A 21,081-nucleotide genomic window follows, 5' to 3' on the forward strand; every position below is an offset into this window, starting at 1 on the left:
TAGTTTATCAACAAAAAGCCTAAAGTTTTAAAGAATTTTGGCTACTTCAAAATTTACGAATTCTAAAAATGTCTCATCTGCCTTTGTAAAAGGGTCTGGAGTATTAGAATCGATATCTATTTGACCAATGTTTTCACCGTTCACGAATAAGGGCACAACAATCTCTGCTTTCACTGTAATACTACACGCTATGTAGTTGTCTTGAGCTTGAACATCTGGTACAACAAAATTCTCGTTGCTTTCCGCTACTTGTCCGCAAATGCCTTTTCCAAAGGGAATTATAGTATGGTCTGTTGGTGCACCTGCATAAGAACCTAATTTAAGTTCTCTCTTGTCGCCATTCTTAAAATAAAAACCTACCCAATCATAATGTGGTACTTCTGCTTTTAAAAGCTCGCAGATATCCTGCATTTTGGCATCTGGGGTTTTATTAGAATCAATAATAGAACTTACTTGAGGGCGTAGCGCTTCTAACATAGCTTTTTTTTACAAAAATACATATTGTTGCAATGTAACAGTGTGCGCTAAAACAAAAAAAAGAGGATGTTTTTAAACATCCTCTTTTTGTACTATATATTGTATGTTGAGATTATGGTTGAATCTTAACATCGAATTCAATAAAATCGGCATTACCAAATCCTGGTTGAATAGCGGTAACTTTAATTAAACCTTTCTTACCATAGTTGTCAACGAACTCAATAACATCACCTACGCTAAGGTTGGTTATTTTTTGTGAACTTGAACTTGCTATAAAATCTAATTCACCATTTAAGGTGATAGCATCAAAAGCAGCAACATCTATAGTTGCAGAAGTTGAAAAGAACATTTGGTTCAATGTTTCTGTTGCAGCATTTTCTTCATCTGCACCAGGCTCTAATCCTTCTACTGGAAATCCAAAAGAAGCATCATATTGTTCTGTTGAAGCAAAAGAGGCATTGTCATTTGCAGAATCACCAGAAGCGCCATAGTAATATCCAAAATCCCAGAAAGCTCTAAATTCAGGTCCTACATTAATTTTATAAACGGTTTCATTTAATAGTGAGAAGAATGTTTCCGTGTTACCATTTACATCTGGAGCAAAAAGTTTTATATCCGTAAACTCTCTAACCGCTGCGACAGGGTTGGCACCTGTACCTACGGTAACCGTAATTTGACCTACACCTAACGCCAATCTTTTTTCGCTATCTCTAAAGTCACCCTTACCGGTAGTTGTCCAAAAAGAGTATACAATTTCTCCGTTTTCAATATCCGGAACTGGAAGTGGAAAAGAAAAATCGATTTCTTTCTTAGTGGCACCATCTAAATCTATAGAACCATCAGCTTTTAAAGCTTTAGTTAAGTCGTCACTTACCAAATCAAAAGAACTAAAAGGCATTTCTCCTTGTCCTAAATAGTTTTGGGTAATGTACATTCTACGTTGTGTTGTAGCATCAGACGTAAAAATAACTCTACCTGTAACGTTCGTACCTGCTTCACCGCTTGCAGATGCCATTGTTATATTTGAAGAAGGAACAGCTTCATTGAAAACTATTGTTGCCACTTCTGGCTCATCAGAATCATCTGCACCATCATCTCCTGTGGTATCATCTGGTAATGGAGTGTCAAAAATTGACCCGTCGTCAGAACTACAACTGCCTATAAATAGGGCAATGGTGCATATTAAGAAGACCTGTTTAATTTGTTTTTTCATAATTTTTAATTTTGATGATTAGTGTTTATTAATTGCTATTTGTTAATGTGTTAACTCTTTTAACTTAAAAATTTTAAGAATCGTATATTTTATACTTTGTTTATTTTGTAGGATAATTCTTAAATAAAAATTTAGTTAAAGAAATGCACTAAACATACTTGGCTATTCAATATTTTGTAATTTTACAATGTGAAACAATTGCTACATAAACTATTTTCGGTGTTCATGGCAATGCTATTGTTACTGTCTACTATTTCTTGGACGGTAGAAAAGCATTTGTGCATGGGGCGTGTTATGGATGTAGCTTTGTTTGATCATGCCGAAGATTGTGGAATGAAGGCTGGTTTGGCTTTGTTGGAAGATGCATCTTCGGTTAAAAAACATTGTTGTGCTGATCAGGCTTTTACCATGCAGGGTCAAGATGATTTGACGCGCGATTTTTCAAAATTCGATTTTTCACAACAGGTATTTCTGGTTTCTTTTACAAATGCATACTTAGATTTATTTAAGGATTCAGTTGAAAATAATATTTCTTTTAATTCATATCCGCCGCCAACACTGGCTGAGGATTTGAATATTCTACACCAAGTTTTCTTGATTTGATTTTAGCACTGCCTACCGGCTTTAGTTCGTAAATGCAGTTTAATCAAAAACTACTTTTATTTAGTATCTCTTTTCTTTAATTCTATTGTAAACTATAAATAGCTTTTAAAAGTTTTAGTTGCGATTATAGATTTTTGAAAATATAACAAGAAAGTAGATACAGTTCTGAGTAACTGTTAGAAATTATAATCTCATAATGAAACATACATATACTATAAGTGGTATGACCTGCAATGGCTGCAGATCTCATGTGGAGCACACTTTGTCTACTGTAGAGGGAGTGTCTAATGCCACGGTGAATTTAGAGAAAGCAGAAGCGGTTTTGGAGATGGACAAAGAATTGTCATTGAAGAAGTTGCAGGATGTTATGAAAGCAGATGGCGGTCATTATTCTATTCATGAGTTAGGAGGGCATCATCACAAAGAAGTGAAACCTAAGAAAGTAGAAAATGGCAATGGTACTTTTTATTGCCCCATGCATTGCGAAGGAGATAAAACCTATACAGAGCCTGGCGATTGCCCGGTTTGTGGTATGGATTTGGTAGAAGAGGCAAGTGCCTCGATTCATAAAGGTCAGGAATATACGTGCCCAATGCATCCTGAGGTGGTTCGAGATGAACCGGGTGATTGTCCTATTTGTGGTATGGATTTAGTGCCAAAGCAAGCTGATGTTTCTGCTGAAGAGAAAAGTTATAATAAGCTTTTAAAAAAGTTTAAAATAGCGGTGGCTTTTACGTTGCCCATTTTTATTATAGCAATGTTTGAGATGATTCCTAATAATCCGCTTCATAATATTTTGAGCTTAAGAAACTGGAATTGGGTGCAGTTTGCACTATCAATTCCTGTTGTGTTTTATGCAACTTGGATGTTTTTTGAGAGAGCCTATCGTTCTGTAAAAACATGGAACTTGAATATGTTTACGTTGATTGGTATTGGAGCAGGTGTAGCGTGGTTATTTAGTGTATTTGCTATTTTGGTCCCAGATTTTTTTCCTCCACAGTTTAAGACAGACCAAGGCACGGTTCACGTGTATTTTGAGGCAGCTACGGTTATATTGACTCTAGTCTTGTTCGGGCAGTTATTAGAGGCTCGTGCACATAGTAAAACTAATTCTGCGGTAAAGGAACTTTTAAAACTAGCTCCAAATAAAGCGATTCGCATTGTTGATGGGAAAGAGGAAACAATTGCAATAGATAACATAGTAAAAGGAGATTTGCTTAGGGTAAAGCCAGGGGATAAAATACCTGTTGATGGAAGCGTGCATGAAGGCGAAAGTACGGTAGATGAATCAATGATAACGGGTGAGCCTGTTCCGGTTCAAAAAGTAGAGGGTGATACTGTAAATTCTGGGACAATTAATGGTAAGCGTTCTTTTGTGATGATAGCAGAGAAAGTTGGTTCAGATACGTTGCTCTCCCAGATTATTGACATGGTGAACAAGGCAAGTCGTAGTCAGGCACCAATTCAAAAATTAGCAGATAAAATCTCTAGTTATTTTGTACCTGCCGTGGTGTTCATTTCCGTTATAACGTTTATTGTTTGGGTCATTTTTGGTCCAGAACCTGCTTATGTATATGCTTTGGTCAATGCTATTGCTGTATTGATAATAGCATGTCCATGCGCCCTAGGTTTGGCTACGCCAATGTCCGTTATGGTGGGTGTAGGTAAAGGAGCGCAATCTGGTGTGCTGATAAAGAATGCAGAAGCTTTAGAACGAATGGATAAAATTGACACGCTAATTGTAGATAAGACTGGTACAATTACGGAAGGAAAACCATCTGTAGAAAAGGTGGGTAGTATCTCTGAGATTAATCAGGAAAAGGTATTGCAATATATTGTTTCATTAAATCAGCAAAGTGAGCACCCATTGGCAGATGCAACTGTAAAGTATGGAAAGGCGAATAATGTAAATGTTTTAAAAGTTGAAGATTTTAATTCGGTTACAGGTATGGGCGTCACTGGGAAAATAAATGGTGAATTTATTGCCTTGGGTAATGAGAAGATGATGAATGAGGTTCAAGTATCCATATTAGATAGTTTAAAGGCAGATGTAGTTTCTAATCAAAAACTTGGAAAAACAGTTTCTTACTTGGCAATTGATGATAAGGCGGTTGGTTTTGTTGCAATCGGAGATAAAATTAAGGAGACGAGCAAAAAAGCTATTGCAGAGTTGCAGAAAGCCGGTATTGCGGTGATAATGCTTACCGGAGATAATCATGATACGGCAAAAGCGGTAGCGGAACAATTAAGTCTGGCGGATTTTAAGGCAGGTATGTTACCACAGGATAAATTGGCTGAAGTAGAGCGTTTACAATCTGAAGGAAGAAAGGTTGCTGTTGCAGGAGATGGTATCAATGATGCGCCTGCTTTGGCAAAAAGTGATGTAGGTATTGCTATGGGTACGGGAACGGATGTCGCCATTGAAAGTGCTGCAATTACTTTGGTGAAAGGAGATTTACATGGAATTGTAAAAGCATATAACCTTAGTAATGCGGTTATGAAGAATATAAAACAGAATTTATTTTTCGCATTAATATATAATTCGGTAGGTATACCAATTGCGGCGGGAGTGCTGTATCCTGTTTTCGGGATGTTGCTTTCGCCTATGATAGCCGCTTTGGCTATGAGTTTTAGTTCTGTTTCGGTCATTGCAAATGCATTACGACTACGAACAGTAAATATTGATAAATAAAATTGAATAAAAATAAATGAACAAATATATAATAGTAATACTAATGACTTTGCTGTCTGGACTTGCTTTTTCGCAAGAGAAAGTAGAGGGTGTAGTGCTGGATTCTGAAGGTGCAAATGCCTTGAGTCTTTCAGGGGCAAATGTTTACTGGCAAGATTCTCAAACGGGAGTAGTTACAGATTTTGATGGTAAGTTTTCAATTCCATATCTGAAAGAGTTCAATAGATTGATCATTAGTTATGTTGGTTTTGAGTCTGATACGTTAACCATTAACGAACCTAAAACAATACGGGTTAGTCTAAAGCCATCTAATGAATTAGATGAGGTAGTTGTTCAGCAGCAAAGAGATGCTATACAAAAAACGTATTTCAGTCCGCAGAACGTGATTACGGTAAACAGTGATGAGTTGTTAAAAGCCGCTTGCTGTAATCTGGCAGAAAGTTTTGAAACCAATCCGGCAATTGATGTAAATCTTTCTGATGGATTAACAGGTACGAAACAAATACAGATGTTGGGTTTAACCAGTCCGTATTTATTAATAACTCAAGAAAACATTCCTATGGTTCGTGGGGCATCACAGGCATACGGATTAACATTTACACCTGGTACTTGGATAGAGAGTATTCAAATTACCAAAGGTGCAGGTAGTGTGGTTAACGGCTATGAAAGTATATCTGGACAAATTAATACCGAGCTAGTGAAACCATTAACGGATAATGCAGTTTTTGTAAATGGTTATGCCAACCAAAACGGGCGTTATGAGTTGAATACACATTTCAATAGAAAGTTAACGGAAAAGTGGAGTACAGGATTGTATATACACGGAAACAAACGGACGCAGATAGAAGATGATAATGAAGACGGATTTTTAGATGCGCCGTTAGGCGAGCAGTTAAATGTAATGAACCGTTGGCAATATCAAGATGCGGAAAAAGGATTTGTCAGCTTCTTTAATGTTCGTTTTTTAAATGATGAAAAACAAGTGGGGCAAGTAGATTTTAATCCTGATACATATAGAGTAGATGTAGGTAATAGGTCATTGAGCGGAGCCGAAGTGTGGGGAAGTGAAATTAATACCCGCAGGTTTGATACGTCATTGAAACTAGGTTATGTATTTCCTGAATTGCCTTTTCAGAGTTTTGGTTTTCAAACTTCTTACAGTTATCATAAGCAAGATTCTTATTTTGGTTTTAGAACCTATGATATCAATCATGAGAGTTTGTATAGTAATCTTATATTCAATTCAATCATAGGCGATACTAGAAACAAGTTTAAAACCGGAATTACTTTTGCGTATGATGGTTACGATGAAATAGTAACGGCTACTGATTATTCTCGTGTAGATAATTCTGTTGGTGCCTTTTTTGAATATAGCTATGAAAATCTGGAAAAAGTAAGTCTCACCGCTGGTTTACGGGTAGATAATCATAATAGATTGGGAACTTTTGTAACACCAAGATTCCATATTAGGTATACCCCTTGGGACAAGGGAAGTTTACGAGGTTCGTTTGGTAGAGGTAAAAGAGCTGCCAATATTTTTGCCGAGAATCAGCAGTTGTTTGCATCGGCCAGAACCATCAATATCGCAGATTCGGGTGGTAGTGTTTACGGTCTAGAACCGGAGGATGCATGGAATTACGGAGTCAGTTTTTTGCAAGGGTTTAATTTCTTGAATAGAAAAGGTGATATATCCTTAGATTATTACATTACTGATTTTGAAAACCAGATTGTAGTGGACTGGGAGACTCCTCAAGAAGTTTCGTTCTATAATTTAGATGGAGATAGTAGTGCTAAAAGTTTTCAGATAGAATTGAACTATGAGCTTTTAAAACGATTGAACTTTAGAACATCCTACAAGTTTTATGATGTATCTACAGATTACAAGAGTGGTAGTTTGCAAAAGCCTTTACTAGCGCAAGATCGGTTTTTTATTAATTTAGGGTATGAAACAGAAGCTAAGGAAAATGGTTCACAGTGGAAGTTTGATTATACCTTACACAGCATGGGAAAAAAACGGTTGCCAGATACCAGTAGTAATCCTGTTGAATATCAGCTAGCGGAGTTTTCTTCGCCATATAACCATATGAATGCTCAGATAACAAAAGTGTTCTCAAAGAATATAGAGGTTTATTTGGGAGCTGAAAACCTATCTGATATACAGCAAAGCAATCCGGTTTTAGGTGCTAACGATCCCTTTGGTCCAAATTTTGATACAACAATAGTGTTTGCGCCAATAATGGGGAGAATGTTCTATGGCGGATTCAGATTTAAAATTTAAAACATAACAATTAATATACTAAGAATGAAAACAACAATTTTATCAGTAGCTATGATGCTAATTGCGGTACTTACCTATGCGCAAGACAAGAACAAAAAAATGACTTTTGATGTAAATGGTAAATGTGCTATGTGTAAAGAGCGTATTGAGGAAGCTGCATTGAACGTTAAAGGGGTAAAGTATGCCAATTGGAGTATACCAACCCATCAGTTGGATATTATTATGGATGAAAGAAAAACCGATGCAATGAAAATTAAAATGGCTATCGTTGAAGTAGGTCATGATACTAAAGAACTAAAAGCAACAGATGAGGCTTATAATAGTGTTCATCCTTGTTGTTTATATAGGGAAGATAATTCTGATGATGGACAACATCATGGAAACAAGCAGTAATTTGATTCTGTTGTAAGCTATAGTAAAAGTTCAAGGGACTTATTGAGAAAACCTGTTGCATAATAGTCAGGTTGTAGCTTTGTAAGTTGAAACCGTTTAAAGGACAAAACCACCTTCTTTAATATTCAGAAGGTGGTTTTTTTGTTGCTCATATTTGAAATAAAAAAAACCGCTCTTGACATTTCAAGAGCGGTTTAAATTTTAAAGTCCCCTTTGGGGATTTAGGGGCTTTTACATCATGCCTGGCATACCGCCACCGCCGCCCATAGGAGGCATTGCCGGAGCATCTTCTTTAATGTCTGTTAAAGCACATTCAGTAGTTAAGATCATACCTGCAACAGAAGCTGCATTTTCCAATGCTACTCTAGTTACTTTCTTAGGATCGATAATACCGGCTTTCATCATTTCAACATACTTTTCAGACTTAGCATCGTAACCGTAGTCACCTTTACCTTCGAGTATTTTTGCGATAACTACAGAACCTTCACCACCAGCGTTAGAAACGATAGTTCTTAAAGGCGCTTCAATAGCACGGGCAACAATTTGTAGACCTGTACCTTCATCTTCATTTTCAGTAGTAACTTTTGCAAGAACAGATTTAGCTCTTACCAATGCCACGCCACCACCAGCAACGATACCTTCTTCAACGGCAGCTCTTGTAGCGTGTAATGCATCATCAACACGATCTTTTTTCTCTTTCATTTCAACTTCAGAAGCTGCGCCTACGTAAAGAACTGCAACACCACCGGCTAATTTAGCCAAACGCTCTTGAAGTTTTTCTTTGTCATAGTCAGACGTTGTAGTCTCAATTTGAGATTTGATCTGGTTAACTCTTGTTTTTATGTCTTTAGCAACACCACCACCGTTAACAACAGTAGTATTGTCTTTGTCTATTTGTACTTTTTCACAAGTACCTAACATGTCTAAAGTAGTGTTATCTAAAGAGAAACCTCTTTCTTCAGAAATAACGGTACCACCAGTTAAGATTGCGATATCTTCTAACATTGCTTTTCTACGGTCACCAAAACCTGGAGCCTTAACAGCAGCAATTTTTAAGGAACCTCTTAATTTGTTTACTACCAATGTAGCCAATGCTTCACCATCAACATCTTCAGCAATAATCAATAAAGGTTTGCCTGACTGAGCAACTGGCTCTAATACAGGAAGTAAATCTTTCATTGAAGAGATTTTCTTGTCAAATAACAAGATATATGGGCTTTCTAATTCAGAAACCATCTTTTCAGAATCGGTAACGAAATATGGAGAAAGGTAACCTCTGTCAAACTGCATACCTTCAACAACGTCAACGTACGTATCGGTACCTTTAGCTTCTTCAACGGTGATAACACCTTCTTTACCAACTTTACCGAAAGCTTGAGCGATTAAATCACCAATAGTTTCGTCGTTGTTAGCAGAGATAGAAGCAACTTGCTTAATTTTCTCAGAAGAATCACCTACTTTTTTAGCTTGTTTAGCTAAATCCGCAACGATAGCTTCAACAGCTTTGTCGATACCTCTTTTTAAATCCATTGGGTTTGCACCAGCAGCAACGTTTTTCAAACCTTCTTTTACGATAGCTTGAGCTAGAACAGTAGCTGTAGTAGTACCGTCACCTGCAAGATCATTGGTTTTAGAAGCAACTTCTTTCACCATTTGTGCGCCCATGTTTTCTAATGGGTTCTCTAATTCAATTTCTTTTGCAACGGTAACACCATCTTTAGTTACTTGTGGAGCACCAAATGATTTGCTGATGATTACGTTTCTACCTTTTGGTCCTAATGTTACTTTTACAGCATTTGCCAATGCGTCAACACCTCTTTTAAGGCCGTCTCTTGCATCTATATCAAACTTAATATCTTTTGCCATTTTTAATTTTATTTTGATTTATGACTTTTTACACTGAGTATAAAGTCAAGAAGATTATTAATTTTTAAATAAAAACTTATAAGCTAATGGCTAAAAGCCAGCAGCTAATTGCTAGTTATTAGATAATAGCAAGAATATCACTTTCTCTCATCATCAAATAATCGGTACCTTCTAATTTTAATTCAGTACCAGCATACTTTCCGTAAAGAACTGTATCACCAACTTTAACGGTAACACTGTCATCTTTTGTTCCAGGACCTACGGCAACAACTTTACCTTTCTGAGGTTTCTCTTTTGCGGTATCAGGAATATATAGTCCAGATGCAGTTTTAGTTTCAGCTGCCATTGGCTCGATAAGAACTCGGTCTGCCAATGGTTTGATATTAACTTTAGCCATAATTATTAATTTTTAAAATTGATTTTTAGTTTCGTGGGTATGCAAAGGCAGAAATTATGCCATTGCCTATTTCCTGACAAATTGTAAACAAAAAATGCCAGCTTATGACAAGCTGGCATTTAAAATATATTGTAGTAGTATTTTTATAAACTATCCGACGGTGTAGCCTCGTTAGTTACAGGTGGTGTTACTGTTTCTGGCAGAGCTTCTGGTACTACGGTTTCAATATCATCACCTTGTAATAATTTTGAATCTGCATCACCAAAGTTACCTTTAAGGGCAACGTTAGATGCTAAGATTAAAACTATTAACAAACCTGCAAGAGTCCACGTACTTTTATCTAAAAAGTCACCTGTTTTTTTAACGCCACCAACAACTTGGTTGCCTCCTCCACCAAAAGAAGAAGAAAGTCCGCCACCTTTTGGATTTTGTACCATGATCACTAATACTAACAATAAGCAAACGACAATGATAAGTATTAGGAAAATTGAAAATGTACTCATTCTAAATTATTTATTATCTTTTCGTAATTTTTCTACCGTCTTAATTCGGTCTGCAAAGAAACTACTTTTTTCTGGATATTTCAAACTTAAAATTTTGTAAGCTTGAATTGCATTTTTATACTTTTTTTGTTCCAGGTAAACCCTTGCTAAAGTCTCTGTCATCAGCTCGTTATGGTCAATTTTAGAAGAGCTTGAGATATCTATGACCGCACTCTGTTCTGTCGGTACAATTTTAGGGTTAGAAGCTATAAACTTATCTATACGGTCGTATTTCTTTTTAATTGCTTCACTTTTAACCTTGGGTTCTCTAATTGGTTTTGGGGTAACTTTTTGTTCTTGTGACTTAGAGATGGATTTTTCAATTTTGCTTTCTTTTACCTCAGCTTCGGTCTCAATAATTTCTTCGTGAACTTCCTCTGCAATATTATCTTCAGATTTTTCTAAAGGTTTCTTTGATGCGAGACTAAGCCATTCAGAAAAAGAATATTTTTCTTTAGCATCAAAAGTTAATGGTTTGCCTATGTCAAGAGCATTTTCATCTTCGGTATTGGCAGGGTTTTTAGATTGAAATAATGCTGGGTCTAGAATTTTGTCGGCATCTTCTTCGTTTTGTGGTAATGGTTTATCATCAGATGGAGCTATAAGAGAGGCAGTAGTAGCTGCAACAATAATATCTGATACATCAGGTTCTAAAGTTTCAATTTCTTGAACTTCTACTGCTTCAGTAGATTTATCTGTTGTAATAGGAGATTCCTCTTTTTCAACAATTTCAATTTGGTCTGCCGTAGGTGTTTCTTCAATCTCCTCTGTTATTTCAATTTCTTTGCTTTCTTCAATTTCGGCAATGGTACTTTTGGTAGGGTCAAATTGTAAGAAATCTTTAGATGTTATAAATTCAAAAAGAACATCTCTATCTGTAGTATAAGCTGCAGTTGCTTTAAGCGCCTTGTTGTATTTATAGCTATTTAGATTTTTTAATCCTTTTAAGTGTAATGCTCGTGCAGCTTGAAAATAAGGATATTCATCAATAATATCTTCTAGATGTTTTGTATGTATGGGTTCTACCACTTTGGTAGGATGTTCTAGAAAATATGTAAAGTCCTTAACGTTCATGTCATTTACCAATCTGCCAATGAGGCGTTGAAAATATCTTGAGTCAATCGTTCAAAAATGATTTCATGAGCTTCGCTCTTTACGGTTGCTAACTGTGTATCCGCATCATAATCGTAGAAGAAAGAAAAACTCTGGTCAAAAGCGGCATCTTCTTTTAATTGATTGTAAAATCGTACTTTAACTCTAATAGATAATCTGTTCTGGGCAGCTGTTTGAGCTGCTGTTGCAGACATAGGGGAAATTTTATATTCGGTTATTTCACCTTCATATAATAAATCTGGATTACCGGAACTAATTAAATCTAGGCTAGTCTGGTTTTGAATTCTGTCTTGTAATGCCAATGTAAAATCTCTGTCAACGCCAGGCTCGAAAGTAGAACCCGGACTCTGGGTTGCATAGTTTTGAAAATAGCTTACTTTAAAAGTTTTGGCTTCACCAACATTACCACCAGTAAAATTATATGCACCGCAACTAAATAGAAAGATAACGGGCAATATAAATAATATAGATTTTTTAAGGTATTTCATTGAAATGAGGTTCATGTTTAGATTAAAGGTCGTACTGTTTTATTTTACGGTAAAGTGTTCGTTCAGAAATACCTAATTCTGTTGCTGCAGCCTTTCTTTTTCCGCGGTTACGTTCTAAAGATTTTTTGATCAACTCTACTTCCTTCTCCTGTAAAGATAGGGTTTCTTCTTCTTGAATTTCTTCGGCAAAATGATATTTGTCTTCGTAAGATTCTTGAATGATAGAAGCTTCTTCTTGTTTAGGTTCAGGTAAGTGTAAGAGGTTCATTGAAGAATCTTCTTGTGTATCATGTTCAATATCGGCATCTTCTTCATCGTCAGTTCCATAAATTTTACGAATCAGGTTTTCGTTGTCTTTTTGAACCTTTTCAGAATCATTGTTTTTCAACAATTCCATCGTCAACTTTTTAAGGTCGTTGAGGTCACCTTTCATATCGAACAATACCTTGTATAATATTTCTCTTTCGTTACTGAAATCGCTTTCAGATTTAGTGCTGGAGACTACTGCGGGTAAATTGTTTGTAGTGTTATGCGGCAGGTAACCATTTAAAGTAGCAGCGGTAATAGCTCTGTTTTCTTCCAAGACCGAAACCTGCTCAGCTATATTTCTTAACTGACGAATGTTACCTGGCCATCTATACTTTGTTAACAACGATACAGCTTGCTCATCTAATCGAATAGTAGGCATTTTGTATTTCTGACTAAAGTCAGATGCAAATTTTCTGAACAATAAATGAATATCACCTTGGCGTTCACGTAATGGCGGTATGTTAATTTCAACTGTACTTAGCCTGTAATAAAGATCTTCTCTAAAACGCTCTTTTTTAATCGCTTCGAACATATTTACATTCGTAGCGGCAACAATACGAACATCAGTTTTTTGTACTTGTGAAGAACCTACTTTTAAGAACTCACCGTTTTCGAGTACACGTAAAAGGCGTACTTGAGTAGTCAATGGCAATTCACCTACTTCATCTAAAAATATGGTACCACCATCGGCAACTTCAAAATAACCACTTCTTGTTTGTGTAGCCCCTGTAAAAGCACCTTTCTCGTGACCGAAAAGTTCACTGTCAATAGTACCCTCAGGTATGGCGCCACAGTTAACGGCAATATATTTTGCATGTTTTCTATGAGAAAGAGAATGAATGATTTTTGGAATAGACTCTTTTCCAACACCACTTTCACCAGTAACCAGAACAGAAATGTCTGTTGCGGCAACTTGCATTGCTTTTTCTAGCGCACGATTTAATTTTGGGTCTTGCCCAATAATTTCAAAACGTTGTTTTATGCTTTGTATACTTTCCATATAAAATGGCTACTATAAAGTTAGTTATTGTCAGAATACCCAACTGCAACACCTTTTAAAGTAGCAGAAGTGCAATCGTTAATTTGTACGTTTACAAAGTCGCCCACCTTGTAATTTTCTTTTGGGAACACCACAACGGTACTTTGGCTATTTCTGCCCATCCATTCCTGTTCAGATTTTTTTGAGGTTCCTTCAATTAAGACCTCTTGTACCTTGCCAACATGTTTTTCGGTTCTATATTGACAGTGGCTTCTCTGTAAGGCAATAATTTCAGAAAGGCGTCTCTTTTTTGTAGCCTCTGGTACATCATCTTCCATTTTTCTACCGGCCATAGTTCCCGGTCTTTCTGAATATGCGTACATATAACCGAAATCATATTTTACATGTTCTAAGGCTCTAAGCGTAGCAGCGTGGTCTTCTTCTGTTTCTGTAGGGAAACCCGTTATGATATCTTGAGAAATAGAGCAGCCAGGTAAAATTTTTCTAATTTCATCCGTCAGTTCAAAATACTCTTCAATAGTGTGTAGACGATTCATTTCCTTTAAAATGCGATTGCTTCCGCTTTGCACAGGTAAATGTATGTGATTACAGATATTCTTGTGCTTGGCCATGGTTCTGATCACGTCCAAGGTCATGTCTTGCGGGTTAGATGTTGAAAACCGAATACGCATTTTAGGATTTGCCAGAGCTACCATTTCTAATAATTTAGAAAAATTGGTAGCGGTTGCTTTTTGCATATCCGTAGCGTTTACGAAATTTTTCTTCAATCCGCCGCCATACCATAGGTAACTGTCTACATTCTGCCCAAGTAGTGTAATTTCTTTAAATCCTTTTTCAGAAAGTTCGCTGATCTCTGCTAAAATAGATTGTGGGTCTCTACTACGTTCACGACCTCTTGTAAAAGGCACAACGCAAAATGTACACATATTGTCACAACCTCTGGTAATAGAAACAAATGCGGTTACCCCGTTAGTATTTAATCGTACGGGCGCAATATCACCGTAAGTTTCATCTTTTGATAAAATTACGTTTACGGCATCTCTACCAGAATCTACTTCTTTAATTAAATTGGGTAAATCTTTATAGGCATCTGGTCCAACGACCATATCCACTATTTTTTCCTCGTCTAAAAGTTTGTCTTTCAGGCGTTCTGCCATACAGCCAAGAACACCAACCTTTAAATGCGGTCTAGATTTTTTTACCTTATTATATTCGGTTAATCTTTTACGAATGGTCTGTTCGGCTTTATCACGAATAGAACATGTGTTTACAAGTACTAAATCAGCATCTTCTAACGTTTGGGTGGTTTTAAAACCTTCGGTCGCTAAGATAGATGCAACAATTTCACTGTCGGCAAAGTTCATGGCGCAACCGTAACTCTCTATATAAAGATTACGCTTGTTCATCTCTTTACCTTCAACTACCAAAGTTGTGCCCTGCACATTTTCGTCTATGGTTTTCTCCATTTTGTAATACGTTGCAATAAAATATTTTGGATGGCAAAGATACTATTATAATCAAAAATATGACAAGATGACATGATTATTTAGGGTTTGTTTAGGCTTTACACATTAAAATTATTTAGATTTATCACCAATTATAACCACCATACTTATGAACTTAGAAAACTTAACACAACACATTAAAACGAAACCAGATTTAGATTTTGGTGCCATTTTCAGTAGGTCAATAGAACTATTTAAAAAAGTATGGTTGCAGGGCTTTATCATTTTGCTCTTGACCTTCGTTCTAATGCTGCCGTTTTATATTGTTTTGTATATACCTATGATTGCTTTGGGTATAACAGATCCAGATTCGCTCCAACATAATGAGTTACCGCCTATGGCCGCTATTGCTATGACTATTCTTATGCCGGTTTTTATAATAGGGGTAACTACATTTGCTTTGGGATTAAATGCCGCGTTCCTGAAAATATGTAGAGAAAAAGATTTAGGAAAAGAATCTAGTGATGACTACTTCTTTTTCTTTAAAGAAGGGCGTTTAGGTAAGGTGTTCATTCTTGCTTTGTATACATTTGGGCTCTCAATTGCAGGGGCTATGGCATGTGGTGTGGGTATGTTCTATGTCATGGTGCCGGTTTCGTTGATTCCTGCTTTTTTGGCTTTTTCAAATCATTTGTCTCCACTGGAAATGGTGAAGGCTAGCTTTACGCTAGGTAATAAAAACTGGTTGGTCATATTTGGTTTAATACTGGTTTCTGCTTTTGTTGCGCAACTTGGCTTTATTTTGTGTTGTGTAGGTGTATTATTTACTGCTATGTTAGGTAAAGTTCCTGTATATTATATGTATAAAGATGGTGTAGGTTTCAATGAAGTGGAAGAAATTTCAAGCTTTTGATTACGCAACTATTATGTAATTCTTCATCTTATAGTTGCAACCAATAAAATTATAGACCATGAAGAAGTTTGCTTTTCTTTTAAGCGCCATTTTGTTGGCTTTATTTGTATCCTGTAATGACGATGGCCCGTATGAAGATTACCAAGTGGCAAGACCTATTTTGCAAGATGCAATTACGTTTAAGGCAGAAGCTGTTTCTATAACAGAACCCGTGCCAATTGAATCATCGGGTAAAATATATGCTTATGGTAATTATATTTTTGTGAATGATGTAAATAAAGGTTTTCATGTTATCGATAATCAGAATCCTTCAGCTCCAAAAAGTATTGCATTTATCAAGTTAGAAGGTAATAACGATATTTCTGTTAAAGACGATAAAATTTATGCCGATAGTTATGGAGATTTAGTCATTTTCGATATATCGGATATTAATAATATTTCTATTTCTGGCCGTATTGTAAATGCCATATATAATAATGATGTTTGGGCAACAAATATTGAATATCCTCAGGCAGATTTTTATGTGTACGGAGATATTGATTATGATAGGGATATTGTAATTGGTTGGGAAGTTGTAACTGAAAGAAGATCGGTAGAAGAGTACGAATCTAGATATAACTGTGATGTTTGTGCCGTAGATGCTTTAGAAAGTTTTAGTGATGGTCCGCAGCCAAATATTGGTCAAGGTGGTTCCTTGGCTCGGTTTAAGATAATTGATGATTATCTGTATGTTGTAGATTATAGTAATATCAATATTTTCAACATCACAGATGTAGAAGATGTAAAAGTTTTAGATGATGTTCAAGTAGCTTGGGATATTGAAACCATTTATAGTCAAGGCGATATTTTATTTATAGGAGGTGCTCAAGGCATGTATATTTATGGAATTGAGAACCCTGAAAAACCAAAATTTATATCAGAATTTAGGCATGGTACCGCTTGCGATCCTGTTTTAGTTGATGGTGATTATGCGTATGTAACTTTAAAAGGTGGTAATTTCTGCGGTAATTCAGAAAGTGGACTTTATGTTATAGATATATCTAATCTTGAAAATCCCGATTTAAAAGTAATTTATCCGATGGATGGTCCAAATGGACTAGGGATTAAGGACAATACATTATTTGTGTGTGACGGAGATTCGGGCTTAAAAGTCTATGATAAAACAAGTGCGCCAAATGTTACGCTGATCAATACTTTTGAAAATATTATAGCGTATGACGTTATACCGTTGCAATCATCTTTATTAATGATCGGTGATCGTACATTGTATCAATATGAATATGTGGAAAATGATATTCGGTTGCTGAGTACATTTGAATTATAAAATTAATATTAGGTTAAAAAAAGGGAAGCTAGTTTAGCTTCCCTTTTTTTATTTCAGTCTCTAATTAGTTTATGTCTTGTGATATAGCGGCGAGAATAACCATTATTTTAATGACGTAATAGGCTAAACTCTGTTGAAATATGGTGAAAAATAAATTCCTGAAATTCCAAAGTTTAATTTTTAGTATACATTTGTAAGTATAAACAAGGTTGATGGCGAAAAATTTAGTAATTGTTGAGTCTCCTGCAAAGGCCAAAACTATAGAGAAGTTTTTGGGAAAAGATTTTAAGGTTGAATCGAGCTTTGGTCACATTGCAGATTTACCTTCAAAGGAGCTAGGAGTAGATGTTGAAGGAGATTTTACACCGAAGTATATAGTTGATAAAGACAAACAGGCTTTAGTGAAAAAGCTTAAAAGTCTAGCGAATAAAGCAGAAACTATATGGCTAGCGAGTGATGAGGATCGAGAGGGAGAGGCTATTTCTTGGCACTTGGCCGAAGAGCTAGGTTTAGACAAGAAGAAGACAAAACGTATTGTTTTTAACTCAGTTACAAAAGCAGCTATTCAAAAAGCAATTGAGAACCCAAGAGAAATTAATTTTAATCTTGTTAATGCACAACAAGCTAGACGGGTTTTAGATCGTTTGGTGGGATATCAATTATCACCTGTACTTTGGAAAAAAATTAAACCGGGTCTTTCTGCCGGTCGTGTTCAGTCGGTAGCCGTAAGGTTAATCGTTGAAAGAGAAAGAGATATTGAAGGATTTGAGCCACAGGCTTCATTTAAGATTGCGGCAGAATTTAAAACTGAAGCAGGAAGTATATTTTCAGCCAAGTTGAATAAAACCTTTTCAACAGAAGAAGAGGCAAAGGCATTTTTAGAAAAAAATAAAGCTGCTGATTTTTCAGTAAGTAAGTTAGATAAAAAACCGGCCAAGAAATCGCCATCTGCACCGTTTACCACTTCTACATTACAGCAAGAGGCATCAAGAAAATTATATTTTTCTGTAGGTAGAACCATGCAGGTAGCCCAACGTTTATATGAAGCGGGTTTAATAACCTACATGAGAACGGATAGTGTCAACCTATCTAACGAGGCATTGGCATCTGCAAAAGAAGCCATAGAGAAAAACTACGGTAAAGAATACAGCGAAACACGAAACTTTAAAGGGAAGTCTAAAGGTGCTCAAGAGGCGCACGAAGCCATTAGACCAACAGATATGGGTAATCAATCTCCATCATTGGAGCGCGATCAATCTAAATTATACGACTTAATATGGAAACGTACCGTTGCATCTCAAATGAGCGATGCACAATTGGAACGTACCAATGTCAGAATTAAGGCAAACAAACATACAGAAGAATTTACAGCAAACGGTGAGGTAATAAAGTTTGACGGTTTCTTGAAAGTTTACATGGAAGGTGTAGATGATGAAGATGTTGCCGAAGAACAAGAAGGTATGTTGCCGGCAATGAAGCAGGGTGAGCGTTTGTTGAATAACTTTATTTCAGCGACAGAACGTTTTACAAGAGCACCATATAGATTTACTGAAGCATCTTTAGTTAAGAAATTAGAAGAGTTGGGTATTGGTAGACCATCTACATATGCGCCTACAATTTCTACTATTCTTAATAGAGGTTACGTTGAAAAAGGTACTGTTGAAGGTACTGAGCGTAAATATCAACAATTGATATTGGCATCTGATGTAATAGAAACTAAGAACCTAACTGAGAATGTTGGGTCAGATAAAGGTAAAATGGTACCAACGGATATTGGTATGATCGTTACCGATTTCTTGGTAAGTAATTTTGCCAATATATTAGATTACAATTTTACCGCCCAGGTAGAAGAAGATTTTGATGAGATAGCTTCAGGTGATGAAGATTGGAAGAAAATGATGAAAGAGTTCTACAAAGACTTTCATCCTAATGTAGTAGATGTAGAAGAAAATGCAGACCGTGCCAGCGGCGAAAGAATATTAGGTAAAGATCCTAAGTCTGGAAAACAAGTATCTGTGCGTTTAGGTAGATTTGGGCCAATGGTGCAAATTGGTACTGTAGATGACGAAGAGAAACCAACATTTGCAAGTTTGTTGCCAGAACAATCTTTAAATACCATTACTTATGAAGAGGCAATGGATCTTTTTAAGCTTCCTAGAAAATTAGGAGTGTATGAAGGAGAAGAAGTATTGGCCAATGTAGGTAGATTTGGACCCTATGTAAAATTCGGAGAAAAATTTATTTCTATGGATAAAGGCGAAAGCGCTTTTGAAATTGAAATGGATAGAGCAATAGAGCTTATCGTAGCTAAGCAGAAGGCAGATGCCCCAATTGCCATGTACGAAGATTTAGAAGTTACAAAAGGTACAGGTAGATTTGGACCGTTCATTAAATGGAACGGTATGTTTATAAATGTCAACAAAAAGTACGATTTTGATAATTTGTCAAATGATGACATTATAGAGCTTATCGAAGTCAAAAAGCAAAAAGAGATTGACAAGGTTATTCATAACTGGGAAGAAGAAGGCATTCGCATAGAAAAAGCTAGATGGGGTCGTCACAATGTTATAAAAGGCAAGATTAAAGTAGAATTGGCTAAAACTGTCGATGTAGTTAATATGTCTTTAGAAGAAGCCCAAAAGTTGATCGAGGCAAAGACGCCGAAGAAAAAAGCTCCAAAGAAAAAGGCAAAAGCTAAACCTAAAACAAAAAAGTAATTTAATTTTAGGTCAAAAGATTAGTGTAATATTTTTATGATTTCTAAAAACCTTTAATAAATGGCCTTTGATTTTCTAGTTCCGGTTTCGGATAAAGTTTTAGCTCATAATGAGTTGTTACCTAGTCAGGCTATTGGTAAAAACACCTATATACACACCGAAAATGATGGTTTGCCGGTTTTGGCAAATGCCACGGTAGCAATTGTAGGGGTAAGGGAGTCAAGAAATGCTTATGAAAAGAAGCATGAGAAGTTAGATGTCTCTGCTATACGATTACAATTCTACAAACTTCTAGTAGGTAATTGGAATGCTACCATAGTAGATTTAGGTGATATTGAAGAAGGCGCTACCGTAAATGATACTTATTTTGTGGTCAAAGAAGTTGTTGCCGGTTTATTGGAAGAAGATATTATACCTATAATTTTAGGAGCAACACAAGATATTACTTATCCTGCATACCGCGCTTTTGATGGTATTAGAGATATGATCAACCTGGTAGCGATCGATAGTAGATTTGATTTTGGAATAGAAGATGAGCTTATTTCATCACATTCTTATATGAGTAAAATCATAACCGATAAGCCAAATAATCTGTTTAATTTCTCAAATATTGGCTATCAGAGTTATTTTAATGCCCAAGAAGAGATAGATTTAATGGAGCGTTTATTTTTTGACGCCTATAGACTTGGAGAAGTTGCAAATGATATTTCTTTGGCAGAACCAGTGCTTAGAAATGCACATATGGTTAGTTTAGACTTAAGATCTGTTAAGGCAAGCGAAATATCTTTGTCCGCTAATTTTTCTCCTAACGGATTTAATGGTAGAGAGATCTGTGCTATTTCTAGATATGCCGGTATAAGTGATAAAGTATCAGTATTTGGTTTGTATGAAATGGAGAACACCGTACAGTCGCAACAGCTGATAGCTCAGATAATATGGTACTTCATAGAAGGTGTCAATTTTAGAATTAAAGAATCTCCATATACCAAAACAGATGACTTTGTAAAGTACAATGTACCTAGCGAAGATGAAGAATTGGTATTCTACAAAAGTTTATTAACAGAAAGATGGTGGACAGAAGTCCCATCTATTTTCACTTCACATACTAAAGCCCATACACCTGCGTTATTACCTTGCACCGAGAAGGATTATTTAGATGCATGTAATCAACAAATTCCTGAAAGGTGGTTTAAGGCCTACAAGAAAGGCTTTAATTAACATTATTTTTTTTAAAGCATAAAAAGACTTTGATACAATATTTTATATAAAACCTAGTTTTAGTTGTTAGAATAAATTATTGTATTCTGAGTT

At 36.0% G+C, this 21,081-nt stretch carries 17 protein-coding genes; 8 read left to right on the top strand and 9 right to left on the bottom strand.

Features of this window, described 5'->3' with window-relative positions; all coding sequences use genetic code 11:
* Nucleotides 1-27: 27 nt before the first annotated feature.
* Together PXD56_RS12365 and PXD56_RS12370 are read right to left on the bottom strand one after the other, a co-directional pair.
* Entirely contained in the window at nucleotides 28-477 is a 450-nt protein-coding gene (locus PXD56_RS12365) for a GAF domain-containing protein (protein WP_276493655.1), read from the bottom strand.
* Between the two features lie 112 nt (nucleotides 478-589).
* Nucleotides 590-1,690, bottom strand: coding sequence for a hypothetical protein (locus PXD56_RS12370; RefSeq protein ID WP_276493656.1), 1,101 nt, complete (start codon nucleotides 1,688-1,690; stop codon nucleotides 590-592).
* 189 nt (nucleotides 1,691-1,879) lie between these two features.
* On the opposite strand from PXD56_RS12370, the gene PXD56_RS12375 reads away from it, so the two are divergent.
* The 4 genes from PXD56_RS12375 (at nucleotide 1,880) to PXD56_RS12390 (ending at nucleotide 7,656) form a co-directional block, all read left to right on the top strand.
* Nucleotides 1,880-2,293 (top strand): HYC_CC_PP family protein, encoded by a 414-nt coding sequence (locus tag PXD56_RS12375; RefSeq protein ID WP_276493657.1) that lies wholly within the window; start codon nucleotides 1,880-1,882, stop codon nucleotides 2,291-2,293.
* Between the two features lie 196 nt (nucleotides 2,294-2,489).
* Nucleotides 2,490-4,985 carry a heavy metal translocating P-type ATPase gene (locus PXD56_RS12380; protein WP_276493658.1) on the top strand — a complete coding sequence of 832 codons (2,496 nt, stop codon included), beginning with the start codon at nucleotides 2,490-2,492 and terminating at the stop codon, nucleotides 4,983-4,985.
* Nucleotides 4,986-5,001: 16 nt separating this feature from the next.
* Complete coding sequence (locus PXD56_RS12385; RefSeq protein ID WP_276493659.1) at nucleotides 5,002-7,263, top strand: TonB-dependent receptor; 2,262 nt, start codon at nucleotides 5,002-5,004, stop codon at nucleotides 7,261-7,263.
* A gap of 24 nt (nucleotides 7,264-7,287) precedes the next feature.
* Nucleotides 7,288-7,656 carry a heavy-metal-associated domain-containing protein gene (locus PXD56_RS12390; protein WP_276493660.1) on the top strand — a complete coding sequence of 123 codons (369 nt, stop codon included), beginning with the start codon at nucleotides 7,288-7,290 and terminating at the stop codon, nucleotides 7,654-7,656.
* 231 nt (nucleotides 7,657-7,887) lie between these two features.
* Here PXD56_RS12390 and groL read toward each other — a convergent pair whose 3' ends face one another.
* The 7 genes from groL to miaB all read right to left on the bottom strand — a co-directional run bounded on the left by groL (nucleotide 7,888) and on the right by miaB (nucleotide 14,837).
* Nucleotides 7,888-9,522: a chaperonin GroEL gene (gene groL, locus PXD56_RS12395; protein ID WP_276493661.1), complete on the bottom strand. Its 1,635-nt coding sequence runs from the start codon at nucleotides 9,520-9,522 to the stop codon at nucleotides 7,888-7,890.
* Nucleotides 9,523-9,640: 118 nt separating this feature from the next.
* On the bottom strand, nucleotides 9,641-9,919 hold the full coding sequence (locus PXD56_RS12400) for a co-chaperone GroES (protein ID WP_036156781.1): 279 nt from the start codon (nucleotides 9,917-9,919) through the stop codon (nucleotides 9,641-9,643).
* Between the two features lie 143 nt (nucleotides 9,920-10,062).
* Entirely contained in the window at nucleotides 10,063-10,422 is a 360-nt protein-coding gene (secG, locus tag PXD56_RS12405; RefSeq protein WP_276493662.1) for a preprotein translocase subunit SecG, read from the bottom strand.
* Between the two features lie 6 nt (nucleotides 10,423-10,428).
* The gene (locus tag PXD56_RS12410) at nucleotides 10,429-11,535 is read right to left on the bottom strand and encodes a hypothetical protein (protein WP_276493663.1); all 1,107 of its coding nucleotides are present in this window, start codon (nucleotides 11,533-11,535) and stop codon (nucleotides 10,429-10,431) included.
* Nucleotides 11,536-11,540: 5 nt separating this feature from the next.
* Entirely contained in the window at nucleotides 11,541-12,062 is a 522-nt protein-coding gene (locus PXD56_RS12415) for an LptE family protein (protein WP_276493664.1), read from the bottom strand.
* 22 nt (nucleotides 12,063-12,084) lie between these two features.
* The gene (locus PXD56_RS12420) at nucleotides 12,085-13,371 is read right to left on the bottom strand and encodes a sigma-54 interaction domain-containing protein (protein WP_276493665.1); all 1,287 of its coding nucleotides are present in this window, start codon (nucleotides 13,369-13,371) and stop codon (nucleotides 12,085-12,087) included.
* Between the two features lie 20 nt (nucleotides 13,372-13,391).
* A complete protein-coding gene (gene miaB, locus PXD56_RS12425; RefSeq protein ID WP_276493666.1) occupies nucleotides 13,392-14,837 on the bottom strand; it encodes a tRNA (N6-isopentenyl adenosine(37)-C2)-methylthiotransferase MiaB in 1,446 nt (481 codons plus the stop codon).
* 148 nt (nucleotides 14,838-14,985) lie between these two features.
* Between miaB and PXD56_RS12430 the strand changes: the two genes are divergently transcribed.
* The 4 genes from PXD56_RS12430 (at nucleotide 14,986) to PXD56_RS12445 (ending at nucleotide 20,988) form a co-directional block, all read left to right on the top strand.
* Complete coding sequence (locus PXD56_RS12430) at nucleotides 14,986-15,729, top strand: hypothetical protein (protein WP_276493667.1); 744 nt, start codon at nucleotides 14,986-14,988, stop codon at nucleotides 15,727-15,729.
* A 58-nt stretch (nucleotides 15,730-15,787) separates the two neighbouring features.
* Complete coding sequence (locus tag PXD56_RS12435; protein WP_276493668.1) at nucleotides 15,788-17,053, top strand: LVIVD repeat-containing protein; 1,266 nt, start codon at nucleotides 15,788-15,790, stop codon at nucleotides 17,051-17,053.
* 212 nt (nucleotides 17,054-17,265) lie between these two features.
* Complete coding sequence (gene topA / locus PXD56_RS12440; protein ID WP_276493669.1) at nucleotides 17,266-19,770, top strand: type I DNA topoisomerase; 2,505 nt, start codon at nucleotides 17,266-17,268, stop codon at nucleotides 19,768-19,770.
* A 60-nt stretch (nucleotides 19,771-19,830) separates the two neighbouring features.
* Nucleotides 19,831-20,988 carry a formimidoylglutamase gene (locus PXD56_RS12445; RefSeq protein WP_276493670.1) on the top strand — a complete coding sequence of 386 codons (1,158 nt, stop codon included), beginning with the start codon at nucleotides 19,831-19,833 and terminating at the stop codon, nucleotides 20,986-20,988.
* The last annotated feature ends 93 nt before the right edge of the window (nucleotides 20,989-21,081 follow it).

Source organism: Maribacter zhoushanensis (genome assembly GCF_029350975.1).
In the GTDB taxonomy this organism is placed as follows: Bacteria; Bacteroidota; Bacteroidia; order Flavobacteriales; family Flavobacteriaceae; genus Maribacter; species Maribacter zhoushanensis.